Raw genomic sequence first — 25833 nt, forward strand, 5'->3', positions numbered from 1 at the left:
ATATAAAATGAGTCAAGCCTCTTTTTTTCCCGATCTGTCCGGGATAAATGACACTTTGAAAACAGGTGCATAGTTGGAGGGGGTGTTGACCCTGACGCCGGAAAAATTCGTTTCTTCTTACCTGCTGTACCTGCTGGCAGCATCAAGCGAAGCGGCAAGCCACCAGTTTCACCTCCGTGTGCGCGAATTGGGCCTGCGCGTTCCGGAATGGCGGGTTCTTGCCTGCCTTTACGATCAGGACGGACTGATGATCACGCAGCTGGCGAAATACTCCCTTCTGGAGCAATCCAGAATGACGCGTATTGTCGATCAGATGGAAAAGCGTGGACTGGTCGTGCGCAGGAGCGACAAGGGTGACGGCCGCCGCGTCCGCGTTCACCTGACCGACGCCGGGCAGAAGCTGAGCTCCGAAGTGGTCGAAGAGGCAAGGGAACACGAAAGAACCCTGCTGTCTGCCTTGAACCAATCGGATGCGGACCGGATCAAGCCCTCCCTGGAACGGCTCCTGGCATCTCTCAACAGCTGGAACAGCGCAAACGAATAGGCGTCTGGCGCTGGTTGCTCTTGTTGTGACGGACGACGGCAAGGCACATCAGGATCGCAGGCAGCCTCGCGGTATGTCTTCTTCAGCCTCGCCGGCGCCTTGCCGCCAATAGCCGCTCAAGCCGACTTGCCCGGCGGTCATTCTCCCCATTGCCCAATTAACCCACCGCAATCGCCCGGCTCTGCGCGCACTGCAGTTCCGGTTGCCGTTTGCTGCAGTGGAACACCAGACCGATTTTTCCATGTGTTGATGGCCAGCTGCCCGCTCGGCCCGAACGACAGATGCCGCGCTTCCGGTTCCATTCCCGACGAGCCCCGCACGCACCCGAACAATTCCCTGAATGGATCGGCACACCCAGCTCGCTGCGACTTCCTTGCTGTTGGGTTGTTGCCTGCGAGGCCTGCGCTAGCGCCTTCCAGTCATACACCGGGAAGAACAGAGCTCTTGCTTCTAAAAATCATATGTGAATATAGTATTCACATAAGAAATTGGGAGGAGCCATGGAAACGTCATTCGCACCGACGGTCGGGATCGACAGCACGCTGTCGAAGGATATGCCGGCGGCGCATGCGGCCATCCCGGTCTGGAATTCGGAAAACTGGTATTACGAAGACTGGCAGCCGGGGCATTGCATACGCTCCCTGCGTCGGACGATCGCTGAAGGCGAAAGCCACCTCTTCAACACGCTGGTCGTCGACATTCACCCTTATGTGCAGGACCAGATGTTCGCAGAAACGGAAGGGGTCTTCGGCAGGAGACTGGTTGCCGGAGCGTTCGTCTTTTCCGCAGGCCTCGGCCTTGTTGCCACGAACTGCGTCAACGCGTTTTCCTATGGCTACGACAAGCTGCGCTTCATCAAACCGGTCTTCATCGGCGACACGATCTATACGGTCCGGACAAACCTCGACAAGAAGCCGAAATACGAAGAGATGGGCCTCGTTCGGGCGTCCTACGAAGTCTTCAAGGGGGCAGGGGAACTCGTCCTCTACTGCGAGCATCTGCAAACCGTGAAATACCGCAACCCGGCCGCCCACGCGGACCGGACAGAACCTGAAAACCGGGCCTGAACCGACATGAACTCCACTTCAGAACTACCGCTCGCCGGAATCACCGTGCTCGACATGAGCCAGTTTCTCTCCGGTCCCTATGCCACCTTGCGCCTGCAGGATCTTGGCGCGCGCGTTATCAAGATCGAACGGCCAGGCTCCGGAGACCTGTCGCGCAGCCTCTATCTGAGCGACACGGAAATCGGCGGGGATTCGACCATCTTTCACGCCATCAACCGCGGCAAGGAAAGTCTTGCAGTCGACCTGAAGAAGCCGGAGGACATAGACCGTCTCAAGCGCCTGATCGCCAAGGCCGACGTGCTGGTCCAGAATTTCCGGCCGGGCGTGATCGAACGGCTGGGCCTCGACTACGAGACCGTGCGGGCGATCAATCCGGGTCTGGTCTACGGCTCAATCAGCGGTTACGGGGAAGACGGCCCATGGGTTGCCCGCCCAGGGCAGGACCTGCTTGCCCAGGCCCGCTCGGGCCTCATGTGGCTCAGCGGTAACGATGGTGACGGCCCGGTACCGATGGGGCTTGCCGTCGGCGACATGTTCGCAGGGGCTGCCCTGGCGCAAGGCCTTCTTGCAGGCCTCGTGCGACGCGGTGTTACCGGCAAGGGCAGCCATGTCCAGACCAGCCTTCTCGAAGCTCTGGTCGATTTCCAGTTCGAGGTTCTGACCACTTATCTCAACGACGGGAGGCGCATGCCGAAACGATCCGGTTTCCGCAACGCCCATGCCTATCTCTCCGCGCCTTACGGCGTGTATGAGGCAAAGGACGGGTACATTGCGGTTGCCATGACGCCGATCCCGAAACTGCGTGACCTGATGGAACTGGAAGCTCTCGAGCCTTATTGCGGTGATCCGGCGGTCTGGTTTTCCGAGCGCGAGACGATCAAGAAGCTGATCGCAGGCGCGATTGCCGAACGAACGGTCGACGACTGGATGTCCGTTTTCGAACCCGCCGACATCTGGTGTGCGCCGGTGCTCGACTGGGACAGCCTGCTGGAAAGCGAAGGGTTCAACGGGCTGGACCTGCTGCAGCGCGTCGAGCGTGAAGACAATGTCTCGATCCTGACAACCCGCTCCCCGTTGAGAGTGAACGGCGCCCGTCCGAAAATCGCCCGGGCTGCACCGCGCGTCGGCGAACACACGGCCGCGATCGAGAAGGAGTTCGGCCTGTGAGCGCCGTTCGCCTGAAAGGCATGACCTGGAGCCACCCGCGCGGCTACGAGCCCATGGTTGCCTGCTCGAAGCTCTGGGAAGAGCAGACAGGCGTCGGGATCGACTGGGACAAGCGCTCGCTTCAGGACTTCGAGTCCTACCCGGTTGAAGATCTCGCGCGCCAGTATGACCTGATCGTCATCGACCATCCGCACGTAGGCGAAATCACCACGCAGAACTGTCTCGCTCCACTCGACAGACACGGGGATCCGCAAAACCGGCAGGCCGTCGCCAATGGCAGTGTCGGCGGTTCTTATGAAAGCTATTTCTGGGAGGGTCACCAGTGGGCCTATCCGATCGACGCCGCCGCGCAGATCCAGGCCTATCGGTCAGACCTCGTCGGCGCGGCACCCACACGCTTCGACGAAGTCCTTGAACTGGCGGAAGCGGGCAAGGTGCTGATCCCGATGCGCCCGCCCCATTCGCTGATGACCTTCTTCACCCTGTCGGCAAACCTTGGAACACCCTGCGCGACGACAGGACCGGGCGAGCTTATTTCGATTGAGAACGGCGCACCGGTCTATGAGCTGATCTCGCGCCTGATGCGGCACGTTCCTGACCGGTGCTATGGCATGGACCCGATCGCGGTCTTTGAGGAGATGTGCAAGACGGACAGCCCGATTGCCTGTGTTCCCCTGATCTACGGCTACGTCAACTACGGTATCGAAGGCTTCCGGCCGAAACGCCTCTCCTTTGCCGATATCCCTGCTGCAGGCGACAACGGCCCGATGGGCTCCGCACTTGGCGGCACCGGCATTGCCGTTTCCGCGTTTTCGAACCATGTCTCGAAGGCTGCGGACTTCGCTCTCTGGATCGCAAGCGGATCAGTGCAGCGCGGGCCTTTTGCAGCTGCCGGTGGCCAGCCTGGTCATGCGGACGGCTGGTCTGACGAGACCGTCAATGATGTGACAAACGACTTTTACCGCAACACCCGCCGGACCCTGGACAACGCCTGGGTCCGTCCGCGCCACAAGGGCTACATGGCATTTCAGGCAGCGGCTTCAGAACGGCTGAACCTGGGCCTGCAAGGTGGTGAGACAGCGCAATCCGTCATCGGCGACATCAATGCGCTTTTCGCCGGGAGTTTTGAGTAAGCCCTTCCAAGACAATGCGTCTGCGGATAACCGTCCAAACGCGCCTCCAATCACATTGGGGGCGCGGTTCAGTTGATCAAAGCTGCCAGATACGTTTTGCGTTCCCGGACAGCAGCTTTGTACGTTCATCCTCGCTGACGCCTTCCAGCAAGGCGTGGGTCGCAGCAACCCATGCCAGCAAGCCGCCACCAAGCGTGCAGACCGGCCAGTCACTGCCCCAGACAACACGGTCCCAGCCGAATGCCTGAATGGTATGCTCGGCCCAGGGGCGCAGGGTTTCGGCAATCCAGCTTTCAGGATCGGCATAGGCTACGATCCCGGAGATCTTGGCGCAGACATTGGGGCGTTTCGCGAGTTCCGTAACCCGCTCCTGCCAGGGCTGGCGTTCGTCGGCGGCGATATCCGGTACACCGCAATGGTCCAGTATGAAGGTGACGTCGGGAGCCAGATCGACAAGCTCCATTGCCCGCTCAAGCTGGCGGGGCAGGACGCAGAGGTCGAAGGTGAAGCGCGTACCGCCAAGGCGCTTCAGGTTTTCCCGGAATAAGGGCTGATCGGACAACTCGTCCGGCATGACGTGCAACACACGCCGGAAACCCTTCACAAGCTCATTTGCCTGCTGCCGCTCCAGATAGGCTGCAAAGCTTTCCTCCTCGGGACGGCAAGACGCAATTGCCCCCTTGATGAGGCTGTCCGGCTGGTTTGCCAGAGTGCCGACATATCCTGTCTCAGCTTCGATGAGGGGTTCAGCGACATCGACCTCCATGTGAAACGTGGTCGAAATTCCTGCGCGCCGCGCGTCACGGGCATAGGTCTCGTATGTCCAGTCCCGATTGAGCGGTTCGACACCCGCCAGCCAGGGATAGTCCAGAGCCGACCGGTCTATGACATGAAGATGGGTGTCGACGATCATGCTGCTCCTCCTCGCAAATAGCCGGGCAATCCTTCCACAGGAAAATAGATTATTCAAATAAGAATTTATTCGACTGCTTTACCGTCCGTTCCGGTCAGTTCCGACAGTTGCCGCGCGGTTCTGGTCAGAAGTTCCAGCGTCCCGGTGATGTCGGGCGCTTGCGGGGTGTTCACCAGCGTGATGAAAGGAACAGTCAGCGCCGCAATGGCCCGTCCGTCCGGGCTCAGGATCGGAGCGGACAGGTTGTAGACACCGGCAGTCTGGAGGCTCGGCATCATTTCGTAGCCGCGTTCCGAAATCTGGTCGAGCCGGTCGAAGAACTCCTTCTCGACGGTCGGATGTTCGGTGCTACGGGAATATTCGTTGATCATCATCAGGCGTTCCTCTTGCGGCCTGAAGGCCAGAAGAACGTGACCGGATCCGGTGTCGTAGAGCGAAATATTCGAGCCGACGCGGATTGAGATCCCCCAGTAGCTCGGTGCCTCCTGCTGCGCGACGACGACGACCGATCCACGGTCGAAGACGGAGAGCTGGTTTGCCTGGAGCGTCTTTTCCGCAAGGTCTCGCATGAAGGGCGTTGCAAAGGAAACAAGACGGCGGACCGGCGCATGGGACTGCGCCAGACCGAAGAGCTTGAGCGTCAGCGAGTAGCGGTCACCGTCGATCCTTGTGACGTAACCCCGACGCACCAACCGGTCCAGCATGCGGTAGAATTCGTTGGGGCTGCGGCCGAGATGCTTGGCGATCTCCGCCTGGGTCAATCCGCCGTCAATGCCTGCAAGAAGTTCAAGAATATCGAGCCCCTTGTCGAGGGCGGGTGCCCGGTATCGATCCTCTTCCTGTTCCATACTTTTCTCCGTGAAGTGCAATATTCATATACGCACACCCTTCTCGAAAAACAAACAAGAATGCGCCGGAGCAGCTTGACCATAAATGAAGAGCATGTTTGTATATAAATGAACCACTCATTAGTGAGTTGTTTGGGCGGACACCCGCCTTCTTTGAAAGTCTCGGGAGGAGGCTCATGAAAAATCTACTGGCCGGCGCGTCCGCCGGCGTTATCGCTCTTTTTGCCGTTGGCTCTGCGCTCGCGCAGGATCTGCCGGGCAAGTTTGACGGGGTCACGATCGATGCCAAGCTGATCGGTGGCCAGCAGTACGAAAAGCTCTATGCGCGCATCGGCGAATGGGAGGCGGCGACGGGGGCCAAGGTCAACGTCATCTCCAAGAAGAACCACTTCGACCTCGACAAGGAGATCAAGTCGGACATCGCCGTGGGTGCGTTGAACTGGTGTGTGGGTTCGAACCACTCATCCTTCGCGCCCCAGTATCCGGGCATCTACACCGACCTTGCAGCACTGCTGCCGAAGGACGAAATCGACGCTTTCGTCGATGCCAACATCTCCGCCTCGACGCTTGACGGCAAGCTGGTGATGCTGCCGCGCGCCCAGTTCGACGTGTCCGCGCTCTACTACCAGAAGAGCCTTTATGCGGACGAAGACAACAAGGCGAAGTTCAAGGAAAAATACGGCTACGACCTGACGCCGCCGGACACCTGGCAGCAGGTGACCGATCAGGCCGAGTTCTTCGCCAATCCGCCGGACTTCTACGGCACACAATTTGCCGGCAAGGAAGAGGCCATCAACGGCCGTTTCTATGAAATGCTGCGCGCGGAAGGTGGCGAATACCTGGATGCCGATGGCAAGCCTGCGTTCAATTCGGAAGCCGGCGTGCGTGCGCTCAACTGGTTCGTGGATCTCTACAAAGCGAAAGCCGTTCCCGCCGGTACGACCAACTACCTCTGGGACGACCTCGGCCAGGGCTTTGCCTCCGGCACGGTTGCCATCAACCTGGACTGGCCGGGCTGGGCCGGCTTCTTCAACGACCCCGGTGCTTCCAAGGTGGCCGGCGATGTTGGTGTCGTTGCACCGCCCAAGGGCTCCTCGGGTGCCCGGACCGGATGGTCGGGACATCACGGTTTCTCCGTCACCGAAAACTGCGAGAACAAGGAAGCCGCAGCTTCCCTCGTCTGGTTCCTGACCAACGAGGACAGCCAGAAGCAGGAAGCAGCTGGCGGACCGTTGCCGACGCGCGACGCCGTCTGGGACTGGGTGATCGCGGAAGCCTCCGACGACCCGTTCCGCAAGGAAGTTCTGCAGGCCTTCCAGGAAGCCGCCAAAGGCGCTTACCCGGTTCCTCAGTCTCCGTCCTGGATCGAGATCTCCAACGCGGTCTATCCGCAGCTGCAGGCTGCCATTCTCGGCGACAAGACGCCCCAGCAGGCGCTTGACGATGCAGCGGCCGAGGCCACCGAAATCCTGCAGGATGCCGGAGAGCTCTAAGCTCGCTCAAGGACAGGCGCGGCCCTGCCGCGCCTGATCCCGCCGGGTTTCCCGCGCGCGACATTCGCGGGTCGGCTAGCTCCTTTCGTAAAACGATATGAGGATAGAATGAGAGGCTGGAAGCCCGCGCCGCATGTGCTTCTGCTGCTGCCGGCGTTTATCGTCCTGGCGGCAGTTGTGGTCGTGCCACTCCTGTTGTCACTGTATTCAAGTTTCACGCCGTTCCGCCTGACCCGGCCGGACACGATCTATACGTTCATCGGCTTCCGCAACTACGTGCGGCTTCTGACGGACATGGATTTCTGGGTCGCCTTCGGCCGCACGGTGCTGCTGCTGACCTTCGCGCTCAACCTGGAAATGCTGCTCGGCCTGGGCCTGGCGCTGCTTGTTGAAAAGGCCACACGCGGACAGCGGATCCTGCGCACCATCATGATGTTTCCCATGATGTTTTCGCCGGTTCTGGTCGGCTTCCAGTTCAAGTTCATGTTCAACGACAACATCGGCGTCGTGAACAACGCGCTGCAATCGCTCGGGCTCACGGATATCGCCATTCCCTGGCTGATCGACGGACAGCTTGCCTTCATTTCCATCCTGATTGCGGAAATCTGGTCGTCCACTGCGGTCTTCGCGATCTTCATTCTGGCGGGCCTGATGGCCATGCCGCGCGAGCCGCTGGAAGCGGCCAAGGTGGACGGTTGCACCTCGTGGCAGAGCTTCCGCTTTGTGACTTGGCCGTTCATCATGCCCTTTGCCTATATCGCCATGACCATCCGCTCGCTCGACATCGCGCGCGCCTATGACATCGTCAAGATCATGACCGATGGCGGTCCTGCCGGGCGCACCGAGATCCTCTGGACGATGATTGCCCGCACCGCCTATTCCGACGCGCGCATGGGGCTGGCCAACGCCATGGCCTACATCGCCATTCTACTTTCAATCCTGTTCACGGCGCTGTTCTTCCGGCAACTCGCAAAGGCCCGCCAGCAGATCGGCGCGGAGTGGTGATCATGGACGAGAATACCGCACATCGCCTCAAGGGCCGTTTCCTGAAGGCCGGCCACCTGATCGGACTGTTCCTCGCCATGACGATCATCTGTCTGCCGGGGGTCTGGATCGTTCTTTCCTCGCTCCGCCCGACAGTCGAGATCATGGCCAAACCGCCGGTCTGGATCCCCCGTGAGTTGTCGTTCGACGCCTATGTGGCAATGTTCTCCGGCGTTGGCCAGGGCGGCATTCCGGTGCTGGAGTATTTCCGCAATTCACTGATCATCTCGGTCACCTCGACCGTGATTGCCCTGGCGGTCGGCATGGCTGGTGGTTACGCGTTTGCGCGTTACCGGTTCCGCGGCAAGTCGGCAATTTTCCTTGGCTTCATGCTCACGCGGACCGTGCCTGGCATCGCGCTGTCACTGCCGCTGTTCTTCGTCTATGCCAAGATCGGCATCATCGACACTCACTTCGGACTGATCCTTGCCTATGTGGCACTCAACGTGCCTTTCACGGTCTGGCTGATCGACGGTTTCTTCCGCCAGGTCCCCCGGGATCTTGCGGAAGCGGCCCAGATCGACGGCTGCACCCGGTGGCAAGCCTTCTGGCAGGTTGAATTTCCGCTGGCGCGTTCGGGCATCGCCTCCGCCGGTATCTTCGCCTTCCTGATTTCCTGGAACGAATTCGCGCTGGCATCCCAGCTCACCCGGTCGACCAATTCCAAGACGCTGCCGGTCGGTCTGCTGGATTACACCGCCGAATTCACCATCGACTGGCGGGGCATGTGCGCGCTGGCAGTGGTCATGATCATTCCGGCACTCACCCTGACATTCATCGTACAAAAACACCTCGTCTCCGGCCTCACCTCCGGCGCAGTGAAGGGATAGACATGGCTACCGTCTCTTTGAAAAACCTGGTCAAGAAATACGGGCAACTGGAGGTGGTTCATTCCATCAACCTTGAGGTCAAGGACCGGGAGTTCATCGCGCTGGTCGGCCCGTCCGGCTGTGGCAAGTCGACCTCGCTTCGCATGATCGCCGGGCTGGAGGACATCTCGGGTGGCGAAATCCACATCGGCGACCGGGTGGTCAATGACCTGCCGCCGCGCCAGCGCAACATCTCCATGGTCTTCCAGTCCTATGCGCTCTACCCGCATATGACGGTTGCAGAGAACATGGGATTTTCGCTCAAGATCGCCGGAAAGTCCCAGGCGGAGATCGATACGGCGGTCGCGGAAGCAGCGCGCACGCTCAGCCTCGAGGCCCTTCTGGAACGACGGCCGTCCCAACTTTCCGGCGGCCAGCGCCAGCGTGTTGCCATGGGCCGTGCCATCGTGCGCAATCCGGATGTGTTCCTGTTCGACGAACCGCTTTCCAACCTTGATGCCAAGCTGCGCATGCAGATGCGCACGGAGATCAAGAAACTGCATTCCAAGGTCCAGTCGACGGTCATCTACGTGACCCACGACCAGGTGGAAGCCATGACCCTGTCCGACCGGATCGTGATCATGCGCGACGGCCATATCGAACAGGTCGGCACGCCGGAGGAAGTCTTCCAGCGACCACGGACGCGCTTTGTCGCCGGGTTCATCGGTTCGCCGACCATGAACCTGCGCGAAGCGGTCATCGACGATGGCAAGCTCGCCTTCGCAAATGGCGCCAGCCTGCCGCTGCCGATGCAATTCCGGAACGCGGTCAGCGTTGGCCAGAAAGTCGTGTTCGGCCTGAGACCGGACGATTTGTATCCGGCAGGACATGGCCTGCATTCCGGCGAGGCGCATGACGTGCACACGACGCAGGTGCCTGTCTCGATCACCGAACCGCTCGGCAACGAGACGCTGGTCTTTGCGGAGTTCGCAGGTGAGGATTGGATTGCGCGCATGCTCAACCCGAAGGCACTGCACACCGGTGACAAGATCGATCTCAGTTTCGACCTCAGCCAGGCACATCTCTTCGATGCCGCCACCGAACAGACCTTGAGGAGCTGAACGCATGGCACGGATTGAAAAAGTCGAACTGCGCATGGTCGACCTCGTTCCGAAGGTCAAGCGAACCGATGCGATCCAGAGTTTCGTCAGCCAGGAAACACCGATCGTCACGATCACCGATGCGGACGGTGCGACGGGCACAGGCTACAGCTATACGATCGGCACCGGTGGATCGTCGGTGATGCGGCTTCTTGCGGACCATCTCGCCCCGGTTCTGATCGGTCGTGACGCAGACATGATCGAGGGCATCTGGCACGAACTGGAGTTCTTCACCCACGCCACCACGATCGGCGCCATTTCCTCCATTGCTCTTGCTGCCATCGACACGGCCCTCTGGGACCTGCGCGCGCGCAAGATGGGGCTGCCGCTCTGGAAACTGGCGGGTGGAGCCAAGGACCGCTGCCCGCTCTATACGACCGAAGGCGGCTGGCTGCATATCGAAACCGAAGCCCTGGTCGAAGATGCTCTTGCGGCCAAGGCAAAGGGCTTTACCGGATCGAAGGTAAAGATCGGCCGCCCGCATGTCTCCGAGGACTACGAGCGGCTTGCCGCCGTGCGTGCCGCCGTCGGTGACGGTTATGAGATCATGACCGACTGCAATCAGGGCTTCACCGTCGATGAAGCCATCCGACGCGCCGACCGCCTGCGGGACCTGGACCTTGCCTGGCTCGAGGAACCGCTACCCGCCGACGACATCGGTGGCCATGTGCGTCTTTCGCAGAGAACGTCGACGCCGGTCGCTGTCGGCGAGTCGCTCTATTCGATCCGGCATTTCCGGGAATACATGCAGGCCGGAGCGTGCTCTGTGGTGCAGGTCGATGCCGGACGGATCGGCGGCATCACCCCCTGGCTGAAGGTTGCCCATGCTGCAGAAGCCTTCGACATGCCGATCTGTCCGCACTTCCTGATGGAGCTGCACGTCAGCCTGACCTGTGCCGTGCAGAACGGAAAATACGTCGAATACATTCCGCAGCTCGACGAATTGACCAATAGCCGCATGACAATTGAAAACGGCCATGCGCTCGCACCAGTCGAACCGGGCATCGGCATCAATTGGGACTGGGACGCGGTGCGCGGAAAGAGCATTCCCGAATTCACCAGCACAATCACCCGGCAGGAGGCGTAGGTCATGCAGCGCATGGGCATGGTGATCGGTCTCGAGCCGGAGAAAGTCGCCGAATACAAGCGGCTGCACGCTGCGGTCTGGCCGGAGATCCTCGACATGATCTCCAAATGCAACATCCGCAATTATTCCATCTTCCTGAAGGAGCCGGAAAATCTGCTCTTCGGCTACTGGGAATATCATGGCACGGACTTTGAGGCCGACGCGGCGAAGATGGCCGCCGATCCGAAAACGCAGGAATGGTGGGACGTCTGCATGCCTTGCCAGAAGCCGCTCGACACCCGAAAGGACGGCGAGTGGTGGGCGATGATGGAAGAGGTCTTCCATCATGACTGAAGCTTTCGATCCGGCCAGCCTTTCCCAGGACTGGCCACGGCCCGCCAATCCACGCCCCATCGTGACTTTCGGCGCAGGCTCCATCGTCGGTGATGCCCATTTCCCCGCTTACAGGAAAGCCGGCTTTCCGATTGCGGGACTTTATGACCCGGATGCCGGCAAAGCGCAGGCTCTGGCGGATCAATGGGGCATCAAGGCCTTTGCCAGCGCAGAGGAAGCAGCCAGTGTGCCGGGCGCGGTCTTCGACCTTGCCACCCCGCCCCAGGTGCATGCCGATGTCCTCGGCCTGCTACCGGAAGGGGCCGCAGTGCTGATCCAGAAGCCCATGGGCAGCGACCTGGACCAGGCAACGGATATTCTCAGGATCTGCCGCGACCGCAAGCTGATCGCCGCCGTCAACTTCCAGCTCCGCTTCGCACCGATGATGCTCGCCCTCAAGGACGCCATCGCCAAGGGCTGGCTTGGAGAAGTTGTCGATTTCGATGCCTGGCTTGCTCTCGCCACGCCCTGGGAACTCTGGGCCTTCTTGAAAGGACTGCCCCGGATCGAGATCACCATGCATTCGATCCATTATCTCGACCTGATCCGACAGGTGCTTGGCGACCCGAAAGGCGTGCACGCGAAATCGCTCGGCCATCCGTCCCATGAAATGGCCCAGACCCGCACCAGTGCCATCCTCGACTACGGAAACAAGGTGCGTTGTGCGCTCTCCATCAATCACGATCACAAGTTCGGCCGCCGGCACCAGGCTTGCGAGTTCCGTGTGTGTGGCACGGAAGGCGCTGCCTATCTGCAGCTCGGCGTCAATCTCGACTATCCGCACGGCGAACCGGACATCCTGGAGATCCGCCCCAGGGGTGGAGACGAGTGGATCCCCGTCCCCCTGAAAGGGGCCTGGTTCCCGGACGCATTTGTCGGCCGCATGGCAAATCTCCAGCGCTTTGCGTCCGGCCAGGACGCCGAGCTCGTGAGTTCGGTCGAAGACGCCTGGAACACGATGGCCCTGGTGGAAGCGGCCTATGCCTCCTCCGCGTCCCCTGCAACTCCACTCGCACAAAGACCATAAGTCATGGAACAAACGACCTATTTCGAAGACTATGAGCTCGGCTATGAGCGCATCACCTATGGCCGCACGATTACCGAAACCGACTTCGTGGTCCACGCAGGCCATACCGGAGACTTCTTTCCGCATCACATGGACGCGGAGTTCATGAAGACCCAGCCCTTCGGTCAGCGGATTGCCCATGGCACCATGGTGTTCGCCATCGGCGTCGGCCTGACCGCCAGCGTCATCAACCCGGTTGCCTTCTCCTATGGCTACGACCGGATGCGCTTCGTGAAGCCGGTTTTCATCGGAGACACCATCCGTTCGCGCGTGACCATCGTTGCCAAGGACGATGATCCGAAACGCCCGGCATTCGGCCGCGTGGTCGAGCGGACGGAAGTTCTCAATCAAAGCGACGAAGTGGTTCTCGTCGCCGATCACATCCACATCGTTGAACGAAAGAACAAGCCCGCCTAAGGGGCAGATGGAGCCGACATGACAGACTGGGTGAAGGACAAGACCGTTCTGGTGACAGCCGCGGGACAGGGGATCGGACGCGCGACTGCGCTCGCCTTTGCTGCCAGAGGCGCAAAGGTCGTGGCAACGGACATCAACGAAACCGCCCTATCGGAACTCGAAGGATCTGCGGGGATCGAAACCCGTCGCCTCGACGTTTTGAAGGATACGGACGTCCAGACCGTCGTTGCCGAAACCGGCCCGGTGGACGTCCTCTTCAACGGGGCGGGTTTCGTTCATGCAGGCTCGATCCTTGAAATGAAAGACGAGGACTTCGACTTTGCGGTCGACCTCAACGTACGCTCCATGATCCGCACCATTCGGGCGGTGCTGCCGGCAATGCTGGAACGGGGAGGCGGCGCCATCATCAACATGGCATCGGTCGCAAGTTCCATGAAAGGCGTGCCGAACCGCTTCATCTACACCACCACGAAAGCGGCCGTGATCGGCCTGACCAAGGCGGTTGCCGCCGATTTTGTGGCGCAGAACATCCGTTGCAACGCGATCTGCCCGGGCACGGTGGAAAGCCCTTCGCTGCAGGACCGTTTGCGCGCCCAGGGCGACTATGAAGCCGCCCGGGCCGCCTTCATCGCGCGCCAGCCGATCGGCAGGATCGGTACGCCGGAAGAGATCGCAGATCTCGCGGTTCATCTTGCCAACGCGACCTATACCACCGGACAGGCCTATGCCATCGACGGCGGCTGGACCATCTGACATTTCATTGAGGACGTGAACCCGTGACGACAATCACCGGTCTGAAGACGTACGATCTCCGCTTTCCGACGTCCGAAACCCTCGACGGGTCGGACGCCATGAACCCCGATCCGGACTATTCCGCGGCCTATGTTGTCCTTCAAACCGACGAGGACGGCCTTGAAGGCCATGGCCTGACCTTCACCATCGGGCGCGGGAATGACATCTGTGTTGCCGCAATCGAGGCCATGCGCCATCTGGTGACCGGGCTTGATCTTGCCTGGATCTCCGAAAATCCCGGCCGCTTCTGGCGTCACGTGACCTCGGACAGCCAGCTTCGCTGGATCGGACCGGACAAGGGTGCAATGCATCTCGCCACCGGCGCCGTCGTCAATGCCGTCTGGGACCTCTTGGCCAAACAGGCCGGCAAACCGGTCTGGCGTCTTGTCGCGGACATGAGTCCGGAAGAGATCGTTTCCATCATTGATTTCCGCTATCTGACCGATGCGATCACGCCGGAAGAGGCACTTGCCATCCTGAAAGCGGCGGAACCGGGCAAGGCGGAACGGATCGCGCAGCTCGAAGCACACGGTTATCCCTGTTACACCACCTCGGCGGGCTGGCTCGGCTATCCCGACGACAAGCTGCGCCGGCTGTGCCGGGAAGCGGTCGAGGCAGGCTACACCCATGTGAAGCTGAAGGTCGGACGCGATCTCGCCGATGACATCCGCCGGCTGAGGATCGCCCGGGAGGAGCTCGGGCCCGACCGGTTCCTCATGATCGATGCCAACCAGGTGTGGGACGTCGGACAGGCCATCGACTGGGTACAGCAACTCGCGTTCGCCAAACCCTACTTCATCGAAGAACCAACCAGCCCGGATGACATCGCCGGCCATCGCGCGATCCGCGAAGCGGTGGCACCGGTGAAGGTGGCAACCGGTGAAATGTGCCAGAACCGGATCGTCTTCAAGCAGATGATCGCAGGCGGTGCCATCGACATCGTGCAGATCGACGCCTGCCGGATGGGCGGTCTCAACGAGGTTCTCAGCGTTCTGCTGATGGCGGCCAAATTCGGCACGCCCGTCTGGCCGCATGCCGGCGGCGTCGGTCTTTGCGAGTATGTGCAGCATCTGTCGATGATCGACTTCGTTGCGGTTTCCGGAACCAAGGAAGGACGCGTGATCGAATATGTCGATCATCTCCACGAACATTTCGTCGATCCCTGCACCATCCGAAATGCCGCCTATATGCCGCCGCACATGCCGGGTTTTTCCGTGGAGATGAAACCGGCCTCCATCGAACAGCACATCTTTCGAGACGGTGGCGCAGACGCCGCCTGATGTCACAAGCCACACATCAAAACCGAGGATAACCCCATGAAACTTCTCCGTATTGGAGACGCCGGACGGGAAAAGCCCGCCATTCTGGACCGTGATAACCGGCCGCGGGATCTCTCCGCTCTCGTTTCCGACATTGCCGGCGACACGCTGACGCCGGACGGGCTGGCGAAAATTGCTTCCGTCGATCCGGCCACCCTGCCGTTGCTCGAGGAAGGCCGTATCGGTCCCTGCGTTGGCCACGTCGGCAAGTTCATCTGCATCGGCCTCAACTATTCCGACCATGCCGCCGAAACCGGTGCGGAAGTGCCCAAGGAACCGGTGATCTTCCTGAAGGCGACAAGCGCGATCTGCGGACCCAATGACGACGTGAAGATCCCGCGCGGGTCGGTCAAGACCGACTGGGAAGTCGAACTTGGTGTCGTGATCGGCAAGGGTGGCAGCTACATCGAGGAAGCCGAAGCCCTTGACCACGTCGCGGGATATTGCGTCATCAACGATGTTTCCGAACGCGAATTCCAGATCGAACGCGGTGGCACCTGGGACAAGGGCAAGGGCTGCGACACCTTCGGCCCGACAGGGCCCTGGCTGGTGACCCGGGACGAGGTTTCCGATCCGCAGAACCTGAAGATGTGGCTGGAAGTTGACGGCAAGCGCTATCAGGACGGGTCGACGGAGACCATGGTCTTCGGTGTCGCCCATCTGGTCAGCTATGTCAGCCGGTTCATGAGCCTGCAGCCGGGCGACATTATTTCCACCGGCACACCTCCGGGCGTCGGCATGGGACAGAAACCGCCAATCTATCTGAAGGGTGGAGAGGTGATCGAGCTGGGCATTGAAGGACTTGGCGTCCAGCGGCAAAACGTGGGCAAGGCTTAACGCCGTCTCTCCAGTTCGAATGAAGCGAAACAGGCCTTGGCTGACCCCATACAGGCAAATCGGCTGAGACCTGCAGACCCTCGACAACTCTCGTCTCCCGCTGCGCGGCACAGGCGGTGGGAGACGACTGCCCGATATCATTCCCTTTCAGATCTGTTTCCCAGCCCCGCGTTCAGGCTTCCATCGAAAACAACGAAGTGACGCTTTCTGAAGCGTACCTCACGTCTGAAGAGAGTTGCTCCGCATACCTATCGTGCGGCCAATCCGGCGATGCCGCCGGATTGAGCCTGGTTTGAAGGGCAGGGGCACGAGTTCGGCCTGGATTCAATGGTCTTCCGCTGGAGCCTGCAGAGCTCTTCAACCCTGGCTGCCGTCCGGGACCGCATGGATGGCGCGGAAAGAGACACAAAGCCGATTGAAGGTGTTTATCAGACCCAACGCGACAGTGAGGTGTGTCAGCTCTCTCTTGGAAAAGTGCCCCAAAGCCTCTTGGTACAAGGCGTCCGGCACGCCCCCGTCGGATATCAGTGTCACTTTTTCGGTCCAGGCCAAAGCAGCACGTTCACGCGCCGAGAACAGAGGAGATTCCCTCCAGGCAGAGACGAGGAGCAACCGATGTTCACTTTCGCCGTTTTCAAGGGCTTCCCGGCTATGCATGTCGACACAATAGGAGCATCCGTTGATCTGGGAGGCACGTAAGTTGACCAGGTGAATCAGGTCTTTTTCCAGTACGCTTTTGTCGACGGCTTTCTTCAGTTCCATCTGAGCATTCATCAACTCAGGCGCTTCTGCATAGAAGTTCAGTCTCGGTTCCACAGGTCGTCCTTTCGGTGTTGTGTGCCTTTCGGGTATTCTGCTTGCCCGGTGGCTACACCTACAAAGACGGAAGCAGCGCCCGCTTGTGACGGCCGCATTGGTTTTTCTTTCTCGATAAAAAACTGACAATTACCTGTCACAGAAACCCGCCCGGTTTCGTCTGGTACCTTGAGGACAATGTTCGAAAGGAACCCGGCATGCACATGATTGCGGAAACAGAAAAGCTAAGACCAAGGCTGTTCAGCTTCGCATACCGGCTGCTCGGCTCCCGCCAGGAAGCAGAGGACGTCGTCCAGGAGGCGTTCCTGCGTTGGCACAGCGCGAAAACAACAGACATTCGAAGTGCCGAAGCCTGGCTCGTCACAGTCCTGTCCCGACTGTGCGTCGACCGGTTGCGGGCCATTCGGGCGGAACGCCAGAACTATGTCGGGCCCTGGTTACCCGAGCCGTTGCTTTCAGTCGAACAGTCTCCTGATCACACGGCAGAACTTGCTTCCGATCTATCGATGGCTCTTCTGGTTGTCTTGCAAAGACTGTCCGCGGAGGAGCGGGTCGGATTTCTGATGCATGATGTCTTTGACTGCGACTATTCGGAGGTCTCGGTCGCGCTCGGCAAGTCCGAAGCTGCGTGCCGCCAGCTTGTCTCCCGCGCGCGCCGGAGGGTCAGACGGGACAAGCCCCGCTTTGAAGTTTCCGATGCCGCGCACGGACAACTGGTGAAGCAATACGTCCAGGCCGTGCAAGAGCGCGACGCAGATCGCATCGCAAAGCTGCTCGCACCGGACGCCGTTTTCACCAGTGATGGTGGAGGAAAGGCCTGGGCGGCCCTTCATCCGATCATCGGGGCAGCCAGGATTGCGCGCATGGAAGTGGGGGTCATGACGAAACTACCCCGCGGTTACTCGCTGGAACTGGCGGACGTGAACGGCCAAGCCGGCATCATCGGGAAAGTCGATGGTCAAATCTATGCCGTGACATCCTTTACAACGAATGGCCTCCGGATCCTGTCCGTCATGCGCGTCCTCAATCCGGACAAGCTGACTGGTGGCCTGCACCCGCGGGCATAGCCCCCGTGCCTGGCCGTTGGCCCGACGGCCACATGGATCGTTGCAAGGCGATCGACGGTAGACTATCTAATCCTGGTATCCGTGAATTTGGAGTGCCTTGTCATGGGAAGTTCGAAGTCAGCAGAAAAGTAAGCCGCAACAACCATATCGTTGTTGCGGCGCTCTGTTAGACCGGCAAACTGAATCGACTGACAAGCTGCCGCCGCCCTTTGTTTCCTGAAAGAGCGGTTGAATTCTCATGACATCCCAACGACCGAAATGGGCCTATACGCTGCCAGCGGCGCTCCTGCTGCTGGCTCCCTTCGACATTCTCGCCTCGCTGGCGATGGATATCTACCTGCCTATCGTTCCGGCAATGCCAAGTATCCTGAACACGACACCTGCCGTCATCCAGCTGACCTTGAGCCTCTACATGGTCATGCTTGGCCTGGGACAGATTGTCTTTGGTCCAATCTCGGACCGGATCGGTCGGCGGCCTGTGCTGCTGATCGGAGTGGCGGTGTTTATCGTCACTTCGCTGGGGGCAGCCTGGCCGCTGTCGGCTTCAGCCTTCGTCGCATTGCGTGTGGTTCAGGCTATAGGAGCCTCCGCAATGCTGGTGGCGATGTTCGCAACTGTTCGTGACGTTTATGCCCAAAGGCCGGAAGGGGCTGTCATCTATGGGCTACTGGGTTCAATGCTGGCCTTCGTTCCTGCGATCGGCCCCATGATCGGGGCATTGATTGACAGGCTGTTCGGCTGGCAGGCAATCTTCATTACCCTTGGCATTCTGGCCTTGCTGGCAGGCCTGCATGCCAGCTGGAGATGGACCGAGACGCGGCCAATCGGCCATGGCAAGCTGCACCGGCCTGTTTGGCCTATTTTCAGAAGCCTGTCCTTCTGGGTCTACACGACGGCATTCAGCGCAGGCATGGGAAGCTTCTTCGTCTTTTTCTCGACGGCACCCCGCATTCTCATAGGCCAGGCCGGCTACTCGCAGATCACCTTCAGCCTCGCTTTCGCAAGCGTTGCTCTCGCCATGATCGCGACAGCACGGTTTACCAGAAAGTTTGTCGAGGCATGGGGGACAGCCGGATCCGTTGCGCGGGGTATGGTCATGCACATTTGCGGTTCGGTTCTGTTGGGGATTGGACAAGTATCCGGCGCGCCTTCATTTCTCGGCTTCATCGTACCGATGTGGGTCGTCGCTGCAGGCATCGTTTTTACTGTGTCGGTAACCGCCAACGGAGCCCTAGCGCAGTTCGACGATATCGCCGGCTCTGCGGTCGCATTCTATTTCTGTATCCAGAGCCTGATCGTAAGTGTATTCGGCACGCTGATGGTTACAGTGTTGAACGGCGACACTGCATGGCCGGTGATTTGTTACGCCCTCACCATGGCATTCCTGGTCTCCTGTGGCCTTCTTCTGCTGCGGGCGCGCAGGCCACGGGGGAGAGACGCATGAGACGTTCATCGCTCAGCTGATTGGCGTCACGACGACGGAAGTCACTGTCTGTGCTGACGGTGCCCCCAACTAGGGGCGCCGCCAGACGGCGCTCACTGGCGCAAGACCTGCCTGCACATTGCAGACGTTACGGGTCACCGGTCCCGGCCTTCCCTCCGAAAAGGAAATCATGATGCAAAACGATACCTACCGCCGGCACGTCATCCTGTCCGGATGTTCGGGTGGCGGAAAGTCAACGCTTTTGACGGAACTGGAACGACGGGGTTTCGAAACTGTCCCGGAACCCGGCAGGAGGATCGTCGCCGAAGAGCAGCAAGCTGAGGGGAGGGCGCTTCCCTGGGTCAATCTCGAAGCCTTCGCCAGAAGAGCGATCGACATGTCATTCCGTGACAGGGAGCGACTGAACAGCGCTGAAGGATGGGTCTTCTTCGACCGGGGGCTGATCGACGCAGCTGTTGCCCTGGAATACGCGGCCGGCGTAGCCGTGACAGATACCCTCGGCAAAACGAGCCGATTTCATTTTCAGGTCTTTCTGACACCACCCTGGCCGGAGATTTACGCCATAGACGCCGACCGCCAGCACGGCCTGGATGAAGCAATCGGAGAATACCAGCGATTGCTCGATGCCTACGGCCAACTTGGCTACGAGAAAATCATCTTGCCGAAGACGGATGTCGGGAAGCGAGCGGATTTCGTCCTGGGTCGTCTCTCCGGCCACTAGAGACGCAGCTCTAGATCGACATCACCACTCTGGTGCGTACTGCGTATCTATTCTTCGCTCGGCTGTTCTCGCTTGCCGGCCAGGATCTCGCGCTTGCCGACATGGTTGGGCGCGCCGACAAGGCCTTCGTTTTCCATTTTCTCGACCAGGGTAGCCGCGCGGTTGTACCCGATGCCGAGGCGGCGCTGGATATACGAGGTTGAGCAGCGCTTGTCGCGCAGGACGATCTTCACCGCCTTGTCGTAGAGATCATCACCGTCTTCGGACGCGATGGCACCCTTGTCGAAGACAGCTTCTTCTTCTTCCAGCTCTTCCTCTTCTTCCGCAGTCACGGTTTCAAGGTACGCGGGCCGGCCCTGGCTTTTCAGGTGGGCGACAACCTGTTCGACTTCCTCGTCCGAGACGAAGGCGCCATGGACACGGTTGATACGTCCGCCACCCGACATATGCAGCATGTCGCCCATGCCGAGCAGCTGTTCCGCACCTTGCTCGCCGAGGATCGTGCGGCTGTCGATCTTCGACGTGACCTGGAAGGAAATCCGGGTCGGGAAGTTTGCCTTGATCGTGCCGGTGATCACGTCGACCGAGGGACGCTGTGTCGCCATGATGAGATGAATGCCTGCGGCGCGGGCCATCTGCGCCAGACGCTGGATAGCGCCTTCGATCTCCTTGCCGGCGACCATCATCAGATCCGCCATCTCGTCAACGATGATGACGATGTACGGCATCGGAGCGAGGTCCATTTCCTGCTGCTCGTAGACCGGTTCCCCCGTATCGCGGTCGAACCCGGTTTGCACGGACACGATAACCGGTTCGCCCTTCTGACTTGCAGCGGCGGCACGCTGGTTGAAACCGTTGATGTTGCGCACGCCAAGCCGTGCCATCTTCCTGTAGCGATCCTCCATTTCGCGCACAGCCCATTTGAGAGCTGTCACGGCCTTTTTCGGATCGGTGACGACAGGCGTCAGCAGGTGCGGAATGTCGTCGTAGATGGACAGTTCCAGCATCTTCGGATCTACCATGATCAAGCGGCACTCTTCCGGCTTCAGGCGGTAGAGCAGCGACAGGATCATCGTGTTGATGGCAACCGACTTGCCCGAGCCGGTCGTTCCGGCGACCAGCAGATGCGGCATCTTCGCAAGATCGGCAACAACCGGCTCCCCGCCAATCGTCTTGCCGAGGCTAAGCGCAAGCTTGCAGCTGGTCGCGCGGAAGTTGGTCGAATCGATCAATTCGCGGAAGTAGACAGTTTCACGCTCCGTATTCGGCAGCTCGATCCCGATGACGTTCCGGCCGGGCACGACCGCAACACGGGCAGAGATGGCCGACATGGAACGGGCAATGTCATCGGCAAGGTTGACGATGCGCGAGGACTTGATGCCCGGGGCCGGTTCGAATTCGTAAAGGGTGACCACAGGCCCGGGGCGCACGTGGATGATCTCGCCACGCACCTTGAAGTCTTCCAGAACGCTTTCCAGAAGCCCCGCATTCCGTTCCAGTTGCTCCTGCGTCATCTGGAAGCCCGGACCATCCTGCGGCAGTTGCAGCAGATCGCCGGACGGAAACTCGTAGCTGCCGAACAGCGACTGTTGACCGGATCCCGCTCCGATCGGCGGCAGAGCCTGTGTGCTGGAGGACAAGGACCGGGGTGTGGGGCTTGGCATCGAAATCGACACTCTTGCCCGACCGGCAGCGTCCTGATTGCCTTCCGGGTTTTGTCGTGCTGCCGGCCGTTGGCCGGTCGGCTGCGGAGACGGGTTTGCAGGCCTTGCGGCAATTGGTCTGGAAGAGGAAGGCGTGGGGGATGCAGAACCGTTGCATTCGACGACCTTGTACAGCGACACGATTCCCTCCGGTGGCCGCGCCACCTGTCCCGCGACGGGCACCTCCTCGTAAGCCGTCCTGACGGCTCGTACCGGCTCCGTGACCTTCTGCGCAGGCACTTCCGCACTCGGCTGCGGAGTGATGGCATCGTCGGACATGAATTCAAAGAAGGCGTGATCGGACAGGAAACCAAGGTGCGCCGTGGAAGAATGCGCGTCATTGGCAGGCGCCTGCACATTCACGGGTCCACCATCGGCGGCCTGACCAATCACCTGTGCAACTGGCATTGTTCCGGTCACAACAGGGGAGGGCTTTGGCGAGACCAGTGGCTGCTGCGCAACGGGCTCCGCCTCGACCGGGGAAACAGTTTCACCGGCGCTGACTTCGCTCGTGTTTTCTACCGTTGCAGATCGCTGCTTTGAACCGCGGTCTGGCGTCCGGGTGAAGCGAACGTTGGGTGCAAGGTAAAAATAGCTCTGGCAAGATTCGTCCGAAGGGGTTTCCACCCCCTGGTTTCCATCTCCTGCCTGCTGCTGCGGATTGCCTGCAACATGTGGCAACCGGCGCGTCTCAGGCACCCGTTCACCATCTGTGGTGGCGGGTTGCCCGAGCGGGTTTTCGCCCTGCACTTTCCGACTGGAATCATCGGGTGAAGCTGGCTGACCGGCATCGTTCGAATTCGAAAGTGAGAAATTCTTCCGGGAAATACGCATGGACAAAGAAGACTAGTGTTTCGGGTTGAACGCCTTTGGGAGAGATGTAGGAAAATAAGGTTAACAGTCTCTATCCAAACCCTGTCATTCTCGACCTTTGAGCCACCCCCGCTCGACCGTCAGACGTGCAAATTTCGGCGAAAATGCGCTGAAAACAACACCTTGATGCCAGTTCAACGATATCGCGTTTATGTGATGAGCCCTTTTTGTCGGGCTCACCCTCCTAGCCGATGCAAAAACGGAAGCTGGCGGCGATGATCTTGCGGTCCATGTCGCTGAGATCGATCGCCCCGCGCACCTCGCCACCGGACGACATTCCAAGAAACAGGCTGAACTCGATCCGCTCGGTAACCGATAGCAGTTCAACAACCTTGTCGTTGATTTCGACCTCGACGCTGCTGTCACCGACAACCCGAAGGATGTCCTTGGTGGCTGTCGCCGTGATGCCACGTCCTTTTGAGAACATGTTGATGCTTGTCGTCGGCAGGTCATCAGGGTTCAGAATACCGCCATCGGTCGTGATCAGTACGTAGGGCTTGTTCTTGCGGCAATAGCTGGAAAACTGGCTCGCGAGATCATAAAGGCGCGTGACGCTCTTGCGCTTGCTTGCTGCCACCAGACCCTGCTTGTAGGGCTCCAGAAAGAACTCCCCGAACCCTTCCGGCGTGACAAGGGCAAATTCCTCAAGCTGCGCCGCGTCGGGAACGAACATGTCGTCCGGCTTCGCACCCGTACCAAGAACGAAGATGCGAGCATCGATTCCCATTTCCAGAAGGTAACGTACAATCCGGCTGGACAGTTCCTGCGCGGACATCAGTGCCTGGTCCACCTGGCTGGACGACACCTGGCCAGTCCTCTCTCCGGACAGGTAGAACTGGTGGAAGCCCAGACGGTTTCCCTCGGGAATGCGTCTGACTTCACCTCCCAGGAACGCGTAGGAACAGGCGCTCATGCAGTAGCCGCCGTCCACCGTGTCCCCGAATGTGCCCTCGGACTTCCAGATGCCGATTTCCGTTTCCATTCCCCTGGCACGGATCAGCTCTCCCAGTTCCAGTCCCGCAATCAGACTGCCGCCGGGGCTGTGCAGCAGAACCTTGTTGCCGTCGGAATGCTCATTCTTCAGGTAGCTGGAAAAGAGCGCGGGCGTTTTCGCGGTAATCTGCCCTTCGGCTCTCACATAACAGGACGCCGCGTTGTTGCCCTTGCAGACGTTTTCGAACGTCATGCTTTCTGCCCGGGCAGCATCTGGAGACAATGCAATAAAGGCAACAACCGCGAACACCGCCAGCCGCCAACCACGTGCGGCGAAAATCCGCCCCAAAGACTTTTTCATTTCGTTTCCCTGAACCGGTAAGACCTGAACGTCGGTCAAACGAGAAAACAACAAAGCCATTAAAGAGAGCCTGAAAAATCAGGACAAGAGAACGATCGCTCTGGTCCCAGTCTTATCAAGCCCGATGTCTTTGTTGCCTTCTGAACTGGCATCAGGGGAAAACGGAATTGCGTTTTTCACCAACCCCTATTTGGGGGGTCTTGAAGGCTAGAAGGAGGGTGGCAGGAACCTGCATCATTTCCCGTAGCGGGCCTCCAGGGCGTCATAGTAGCCCTTGTTCACCACGCGTTGGCGCTCTTCGAAGCCTGCGATAACGCCTGTGTCTTCAAACTTGCGGTTTTTCTTCAGGTCAGAAAGAGCCATGCACATTCCTCGTATTGCAGCCTGCAGCGCGACATTGGCATACAGAACAAGAGAAAAGCCCATGGCTTCCAGCTCCTCGAACTCAAGAACCGGCGTCCTGCCGCCAACCACGATGTTGAGCATCTGCGGTGTTTCTTTCAGCCGGGCGGGAATAGCGCGTATTTCTTCCACGGATTCAGGTGCCTCGATGAACGTGATGTCCGCACCATCTTCAATGAATGCCTCGGCACGCTCCAGAGCAGCGTTAAGGCCGAGCGTCGCACGGGCGTCCGTACGAGCAAGGATCATGAGGTTCGGGTCTGTGCGTGCGTCCACGGCTGCACGGATCCTGTCACGAGCCTCTGACAGATCGGCCACATCCTTGCCTGAAAAATGCCCGCACCGTTTTGGATTGAGCTGGTCCTCAATCTGGATCGCGGAAGCGCCTGCCAGTTCCAGCGTTCGGACGGTGTGATACAAATTCACCGCATTGCCAAATCCCGTGTCGGCGTCCGCGATAACGGGAAGCGTTGAAACGTTGCGAATGGCCGCAGTATGCGCCGCGATGTCGCTCAGCCCCATGAAGCCGAGATCCGGCTTGCCATAGTAGCTGTTCGTGAGACCCGCTCCTGTCAGGAAAATCGCTTCAAACCCACAATCCTCGATAACTCGCGCCGCAAGCGCATTCGCGGCGCCCGGCAGCAAGAGAGCTCGATCTTCCTCCAGGCGTGCGCGAAATGCAGCGTTGATCTCGTGATTCATCATCTGGTCGGATTTCCCTTTTTGGTATTGTTTGAAGTGTCGTCGGCGTAGCCCATCCGCTCACAGAAGGATTTCCAGCTGTTGCGAATGTGACGGCGCATCAGGATGTCCGCCAGTTCCGGATCGCTCTCTACCACGGCCTGGCAAATGCCGTGATGTTCACCGATCGCCTTGCGAAGGCGCCCACTTGCATTGCGGCTGTGAATGCGAAGCAGCATGAGCTGCGGATAGAGCTGTTCGGACAAAAGGCGCAGCAGCAATCCGTTCTCGGACAGCCGGGCAAGCTCCAGATGAAAATCATTGTCCGTGCCCTGCATTTCCTCGGATGTGAAGCGGTCTTCCGTGATGTTTGCCAGCGCGACCAGCGCTGATTTGCCGGCTTCGTCGGCGCGGATGGCCGCGAGACGGGCCGCTTCGGCTTCAAGCGCCTCCCGCAGTTCGTACAAAGCCCTTGCTTCTTCTTGCGAGAATTCCCTGACCCGCGTGCCGACATTGGGCACCGAAACTGCAATGCCGATTTCGACGAGACGTGAAAGCGCATCGCGGACCGGCCCACGGCTTACGCAAAATCTCTCCGCGAGCGCCGCTTCCCCAAGCCTTTGACCCGGTGTCAGCTCGCCGGAGAGCATCTGGGACTTCAATGTATCGGCAATCAAGGAAGCAGTATCTCTGTGCTGGCTCATTGTTAACAATCTTGCTTTCGCGATGGATTGAAAATTCTGGACGACATTGCATTCTAGTCA

The 25833-nt window shown here is 59.6% G+C and carries 25 protein-coding genes; 18 read left to right on the forward strand and 7 right to left on the reverse strand.

Annotated features, from left to right (window positions below; translation table 11 throughout):
• Positions 1 to 85: 85 nt before the first annotated feature.
• The 4 genes from FIV05_RS29615 to FIV05_RS29630 all read left to right on the forward strand — a co-directional run bounded on the left by FIV05_RS29615 (position 86) and on the right by FIV05_RS29630 (position 3911).
• Complete coding sequence (locus tag FIV05_RS29615) at positions 86 to 544, forward strand: MarR family transcriptional regulator (protein ID WP_152512397.1); 459 nt, start codon at positions 86 to 88, stop codon at positions 542 to 544.
• A 500-nt stretch (positions 545 to 1044) separates the two neighbouring features.
• A complete protein-coding gene (locus FIV05_RS29620) occupies positions 1045 to 1611 on the forward strand; it encodes a MaoC family dehydratase (RefSeq protein ID WP_152512396.1) in 567 nt (188 codons plus the stop codon).
• A 6-nt stretch (positions 1612 to 1617) separates the two neighbouring features.
• A complete protein-coding gene (locus FIV05_RS29625; RefSeq protein WP_075283467.1) occupies positions 1618 to 2778 on the forward strand; it encodes a CaiB/BaiF CoA-transferase family protein in 1161 nt (386 codons plus the stop codon).
• Positions 2775 to 3911, forward strand: a complete 1137-nt coding sequence (locus FIV05_RS29630; RefSeq protein WP_173014033.1) for a carbohydrate ABC transporter substrate-binding protein — start codon at positions 2775 to 2777, stop codon at positions 3909 to 3911. Before FIV05_RS29625 ends, FIV05_RS29630 begins: the two co-directional genes overlap by 4 nt.
• A gap of 76 nt (positions 3912 to 3987) precedes the next feature.
• Here FIV05_RS29630 and FIV05_RS29635 read toward each other — a convergent pair whose 3' ends face one another.
• On the reverse strand, positions 3988 to 4824 hold the full coding sequence (locus tag FIV05_RS29635) for an amidohydrolase (protein ID WP_152512395.1): 837 nt from the start codon (positions 4822 to 4824) through the stop codon (positions 3988 to 3990).
• A gap of 65 nt (positions 4825 to 4889) precedes the next feature.
• Positions 4890 to 5672 carry an IclR family transcriptional regulator gene (locus tag FIV05_RS29640; protein WP_152512394.1) on the reverse strand — a complete coding sequence of 261 codons (783 nt, stop codon included), beginning with the start codon at positions 5670 to 5672 and terminating at the stop codon, positions 4890 to 4892.
• Between the two features lie 176 nt (positions 5673 to 5848).
• Between FIV05_RS29640 and FIV05_RS29645 the strand changes: the two genes are divergently transcribed.
• The 11 genes from FIV05_RS29645 to FIV05_RS29695 all read left to right on the forward strand — a co-directional run bounded on the left by FIV05_RS29645 (position 5849) and on the right by FIV05_RS29695 (position 16068).
• Positions 5849 to 7165: a sugar ABC transporter substrate-binding protein gene (locus FIV05_RS29645; protein ID WP_152512393.1), complete on the forward strand. Its 1317-nt coding sequence runs from the start codon at positions 5849 to 5851 to the stop codon at positions 7163 to 7165.
• Between the two features lie 108 nt (positions 7166 to 7273).
• The gene (locus FIV05_RS29650) at positions 7274 to 8170 is read left to right on the forward strand and encodes a sugar ABC transporter permease (RefSeq protein ID WP_152512392.1); all 897 of its coding nucleotides are present in this window, start codon (positions 7274 to 7276) and stop codon (positions 8168 to 8170) included.
• A 2-nt stretch (positions 8171 to 8172) separates the two neighbouring features.
• Positions 8173 to 9039, forward strand: coding sequence for a carbohydrate ABC transporter permease (locus FIV05_RS29655; RefSeq protein WP_031269448.1), 867 nt, complete (start codon positions 8173 to 8175; stop codon positions 9037 to 9039).
• Between the two features lie 2 nt (positions 9040 to 9041).
• Positions 9042 to 10139, forward strand: coding sequence for a sn-glycerol-3-phosphate ABC transporter ATP-binding protein UgpC (gene ugpC / locus FIV05_RS29660; RefSeq protein WP_152512391.1), 1098 nt, complete (start codon positions 9042 to 9044; stop codon positions 10137 to 10139).
• Between the two features lie 4 nt (positions 10140 to 10143).
• Positions 10144 to 11265: a mandelate racemase/muconate lactonizing enzyme family protein gene (locus FIV05_RS29665; protein WP_152512390.1), complete on the forward strand. Its 1122-nt coding sequence runs from the start codon at positions 10144 to 10146 to the stop codon at positions 11263 to 11265.
• 3 nt (positions 11266 to 11268) lie between these two features.
• Positions 11269 to 11598 carry an L-rhamnose mutarotase gene (locus FIV05_RS29670; protein WP_152507921.1) on the forward strand — a complete coding sequence of 110 codons (330 nt, stop codon included), beginning with the start codon at positions 11269 to 11271 and terminating at the stop codon, positions 11596 to 11598.
• Positions 11591 to 12664, forward strand: a complete 1074-nt coding sequence (locus FIV05_RS29675) for a Gfo/Idh/MocA family oxidoreductase (RefSeq protein ID WP_152512389.1) — start codon at positions 11591 to 11593, stop codon at positions 12662 to 12664. The genes FIV05_RS29670 and FIV05_RS29675 overlap by 8 nt, the downstream gene beginning before the upstream one ends.
• A 3-nt stretch (positions 12665 to 12667) precedes the next feature.
• Positions 12668 to 13120, forward strand: coding sequence for a MaoC/PaaZ C-terminal domain-containing protein (locus FIV05_RS29680; protein ID WP_152512388.1), 453 nt, complete (start codon positions 12668 to 12670; stop codon positions 13118 to 13120).
• Positions 13121 to 13138: 18 nt separating this feature from the next.
• Entirely contained in the window at positions 13139 to 13873 is a 735-nt protein-coding gene (locus tag FIV05_RS29685; protein WP_152512387.1) for an SDR family oxidoreductase, read from the forward strand.
• Between the two features lie 23 nt (positions 13874 to 13896).
• The gene (locus FIV05_RS29690; RefSeq protein ID WP_152512386.1) at positions 13897 to 15192 is read left to right on the forward strand and encodes an L-fuconate dehydratase; all 1296 of its coding nucleotides are present in this window, start codon (positions 13897 to 13899) and stop codon (positions 15190 to 15192) included.
• A 36-nt stretch (positions 15193 to 15228) separates the two neighbouring features.
• Complete coding sequence (locus FIV05_RS29695; RefSeq protein ID WP_152512385.1) at positions 15229 to 16068, forward strand: fumarylacetoacetate hydrolase family protein; 840 nt, start codon at positions 15229 to 15231, stop codon at positions 16066 to 16068.
• 357 nt (positions 16069 to 16425) lie between these two features.
• Here the strand turns inward: FIV05_RS29695 and FIV05_RS29700 are convergent, their stop codons facing one another.
• Entirely contained in the window at positions 16426 to 16884 is a 459-nt protein-coding gene (locus FIV05_RS29700; RefSeq protein ID WP_152512384.1) for a carboxymuconolactone decarboxylase family protein, read from the reverse strand.
• Between the two features lie 197 nt (positions 16885 to 17081).
• Between FIV05_RS29700 and FIV05_RS29705 the strand changes: the two genes are divergently transcribed.
• The 3 genes from FIV05_RS29705 to FIV05_RS29715 all read left to right on the forward strand — a co-directional run bounded on the left by FIV05_RS29705 (position 17082) and on the right by FIV05_RS29715 (position 20116).
• The gene (locus tag FIV05_RS29705) at positions 17082 to 17951 is read left to right on the forward strand and encodes an RNA polymerase sigma-70 factor (RefSeq protein WP_152512383.1); all 870 of its coding nucleotides are present in this window, start codon (positions 17082 to 17084) and stop codon (positions 17949 to 17951) included.
• A 238-nt stretch (positions 17952 to 18189) separates the two neighbouring features.
• On the forward strand, positions 18190 to 19395 hold the full coding sequence (gene cml / locus FIV05_RS29710; RefSeq protein ID WP_152512382.1) for a CmlA/FloR family chloramphenicol efflux MFS transporter: 1206 nt from the start codon (positions 18190 to 18192) through the stop codon (positions 19393 to 19395).
• A 172-nt stretch (positions 19396 to 19567) separates the two neighbouring features.
• Complete coding sequence (locus tag FIV05_RS29715) at positions 19568 to 20116, forward strand: AAA family ATPase (protein WP_152512381.1); 549 nt, start codon at positions 19568 to 19570, stop codon at positions 20114 to 20116.
• Positions 20117 to 20163: 47 nt separating this feature from the next.
• Here FIV05_RS29715 and FIV05_RS29720 read toward each other — a convergent pair whose 3' ends face one another.
• The 4 genes from FIV05_RS29720 to FIV05_RS29735 form a co-directional block, all read right to left on the reverse strand.
• Positions 20164 to 22653 (reverse strand): DNA translocase FtsK, encoded by a 2490-nt coding sequence (locus FIV05_RS29720; protein ID WP_152512380.1) that lies wholly within the window; start codon positions 22651 to 22653, stop codon positions 20164 to 20166.
• A 223-nt stretch (positions 22654 to 22876) separates the two neighbouring features.
• Positions 22877 to 23986 (reverse strand): hypothetical protein, encoded by a 1110-nt coding sequence (locus FIV05_RS29725; protein WP_152512379.1) that lies wholly within the window; start codon positions 23984 to 23986, stop codon positions 22877 to 22879.
• 234 nt (positions 23987 to 24220) lie between these two features.
• The gene (locus FIV05_RS29730; protein WP_152512378.1) at positions 24221 to 25093 is read right to left on the reverse strand and encodes an isocitrate lyase/PEP mutase family protein; all 873 of its coding nucleotides are present in this window, start codon (positions 25091 to 25093) and stop codon (positions 24221 to 24223) included.
• The gene (locus FIV05_RS29735) at positions 25090 to 25773 is read right to left on the reverse strand and encodes a GntR family transcriptional regulator (protein ID WP_152512377.1); all 684 of its coding nucleotides are present in this window, start codon (positions 25771 to 25773) and stop codon (positions 25090 to 25092) included. The genes FIV05_RS29730 and FIV05_RS29735 overlap by 4 nt, the downstream gene beginning before the upstream one ends.
• Between the last annotated feature and the right edge of the window lie 60 nt (positions 25774 to 25833).

The sequence above is a fragment of the Labrenzia sp. THAF191a genome (genome assembly GCF_009363335.1).
Lineage (GTDB): Bacteria > Pseudomonadota > Alphaproteobacteria > Rhizobiales > Stappiaceae > Roseibium > Roseibium algicola.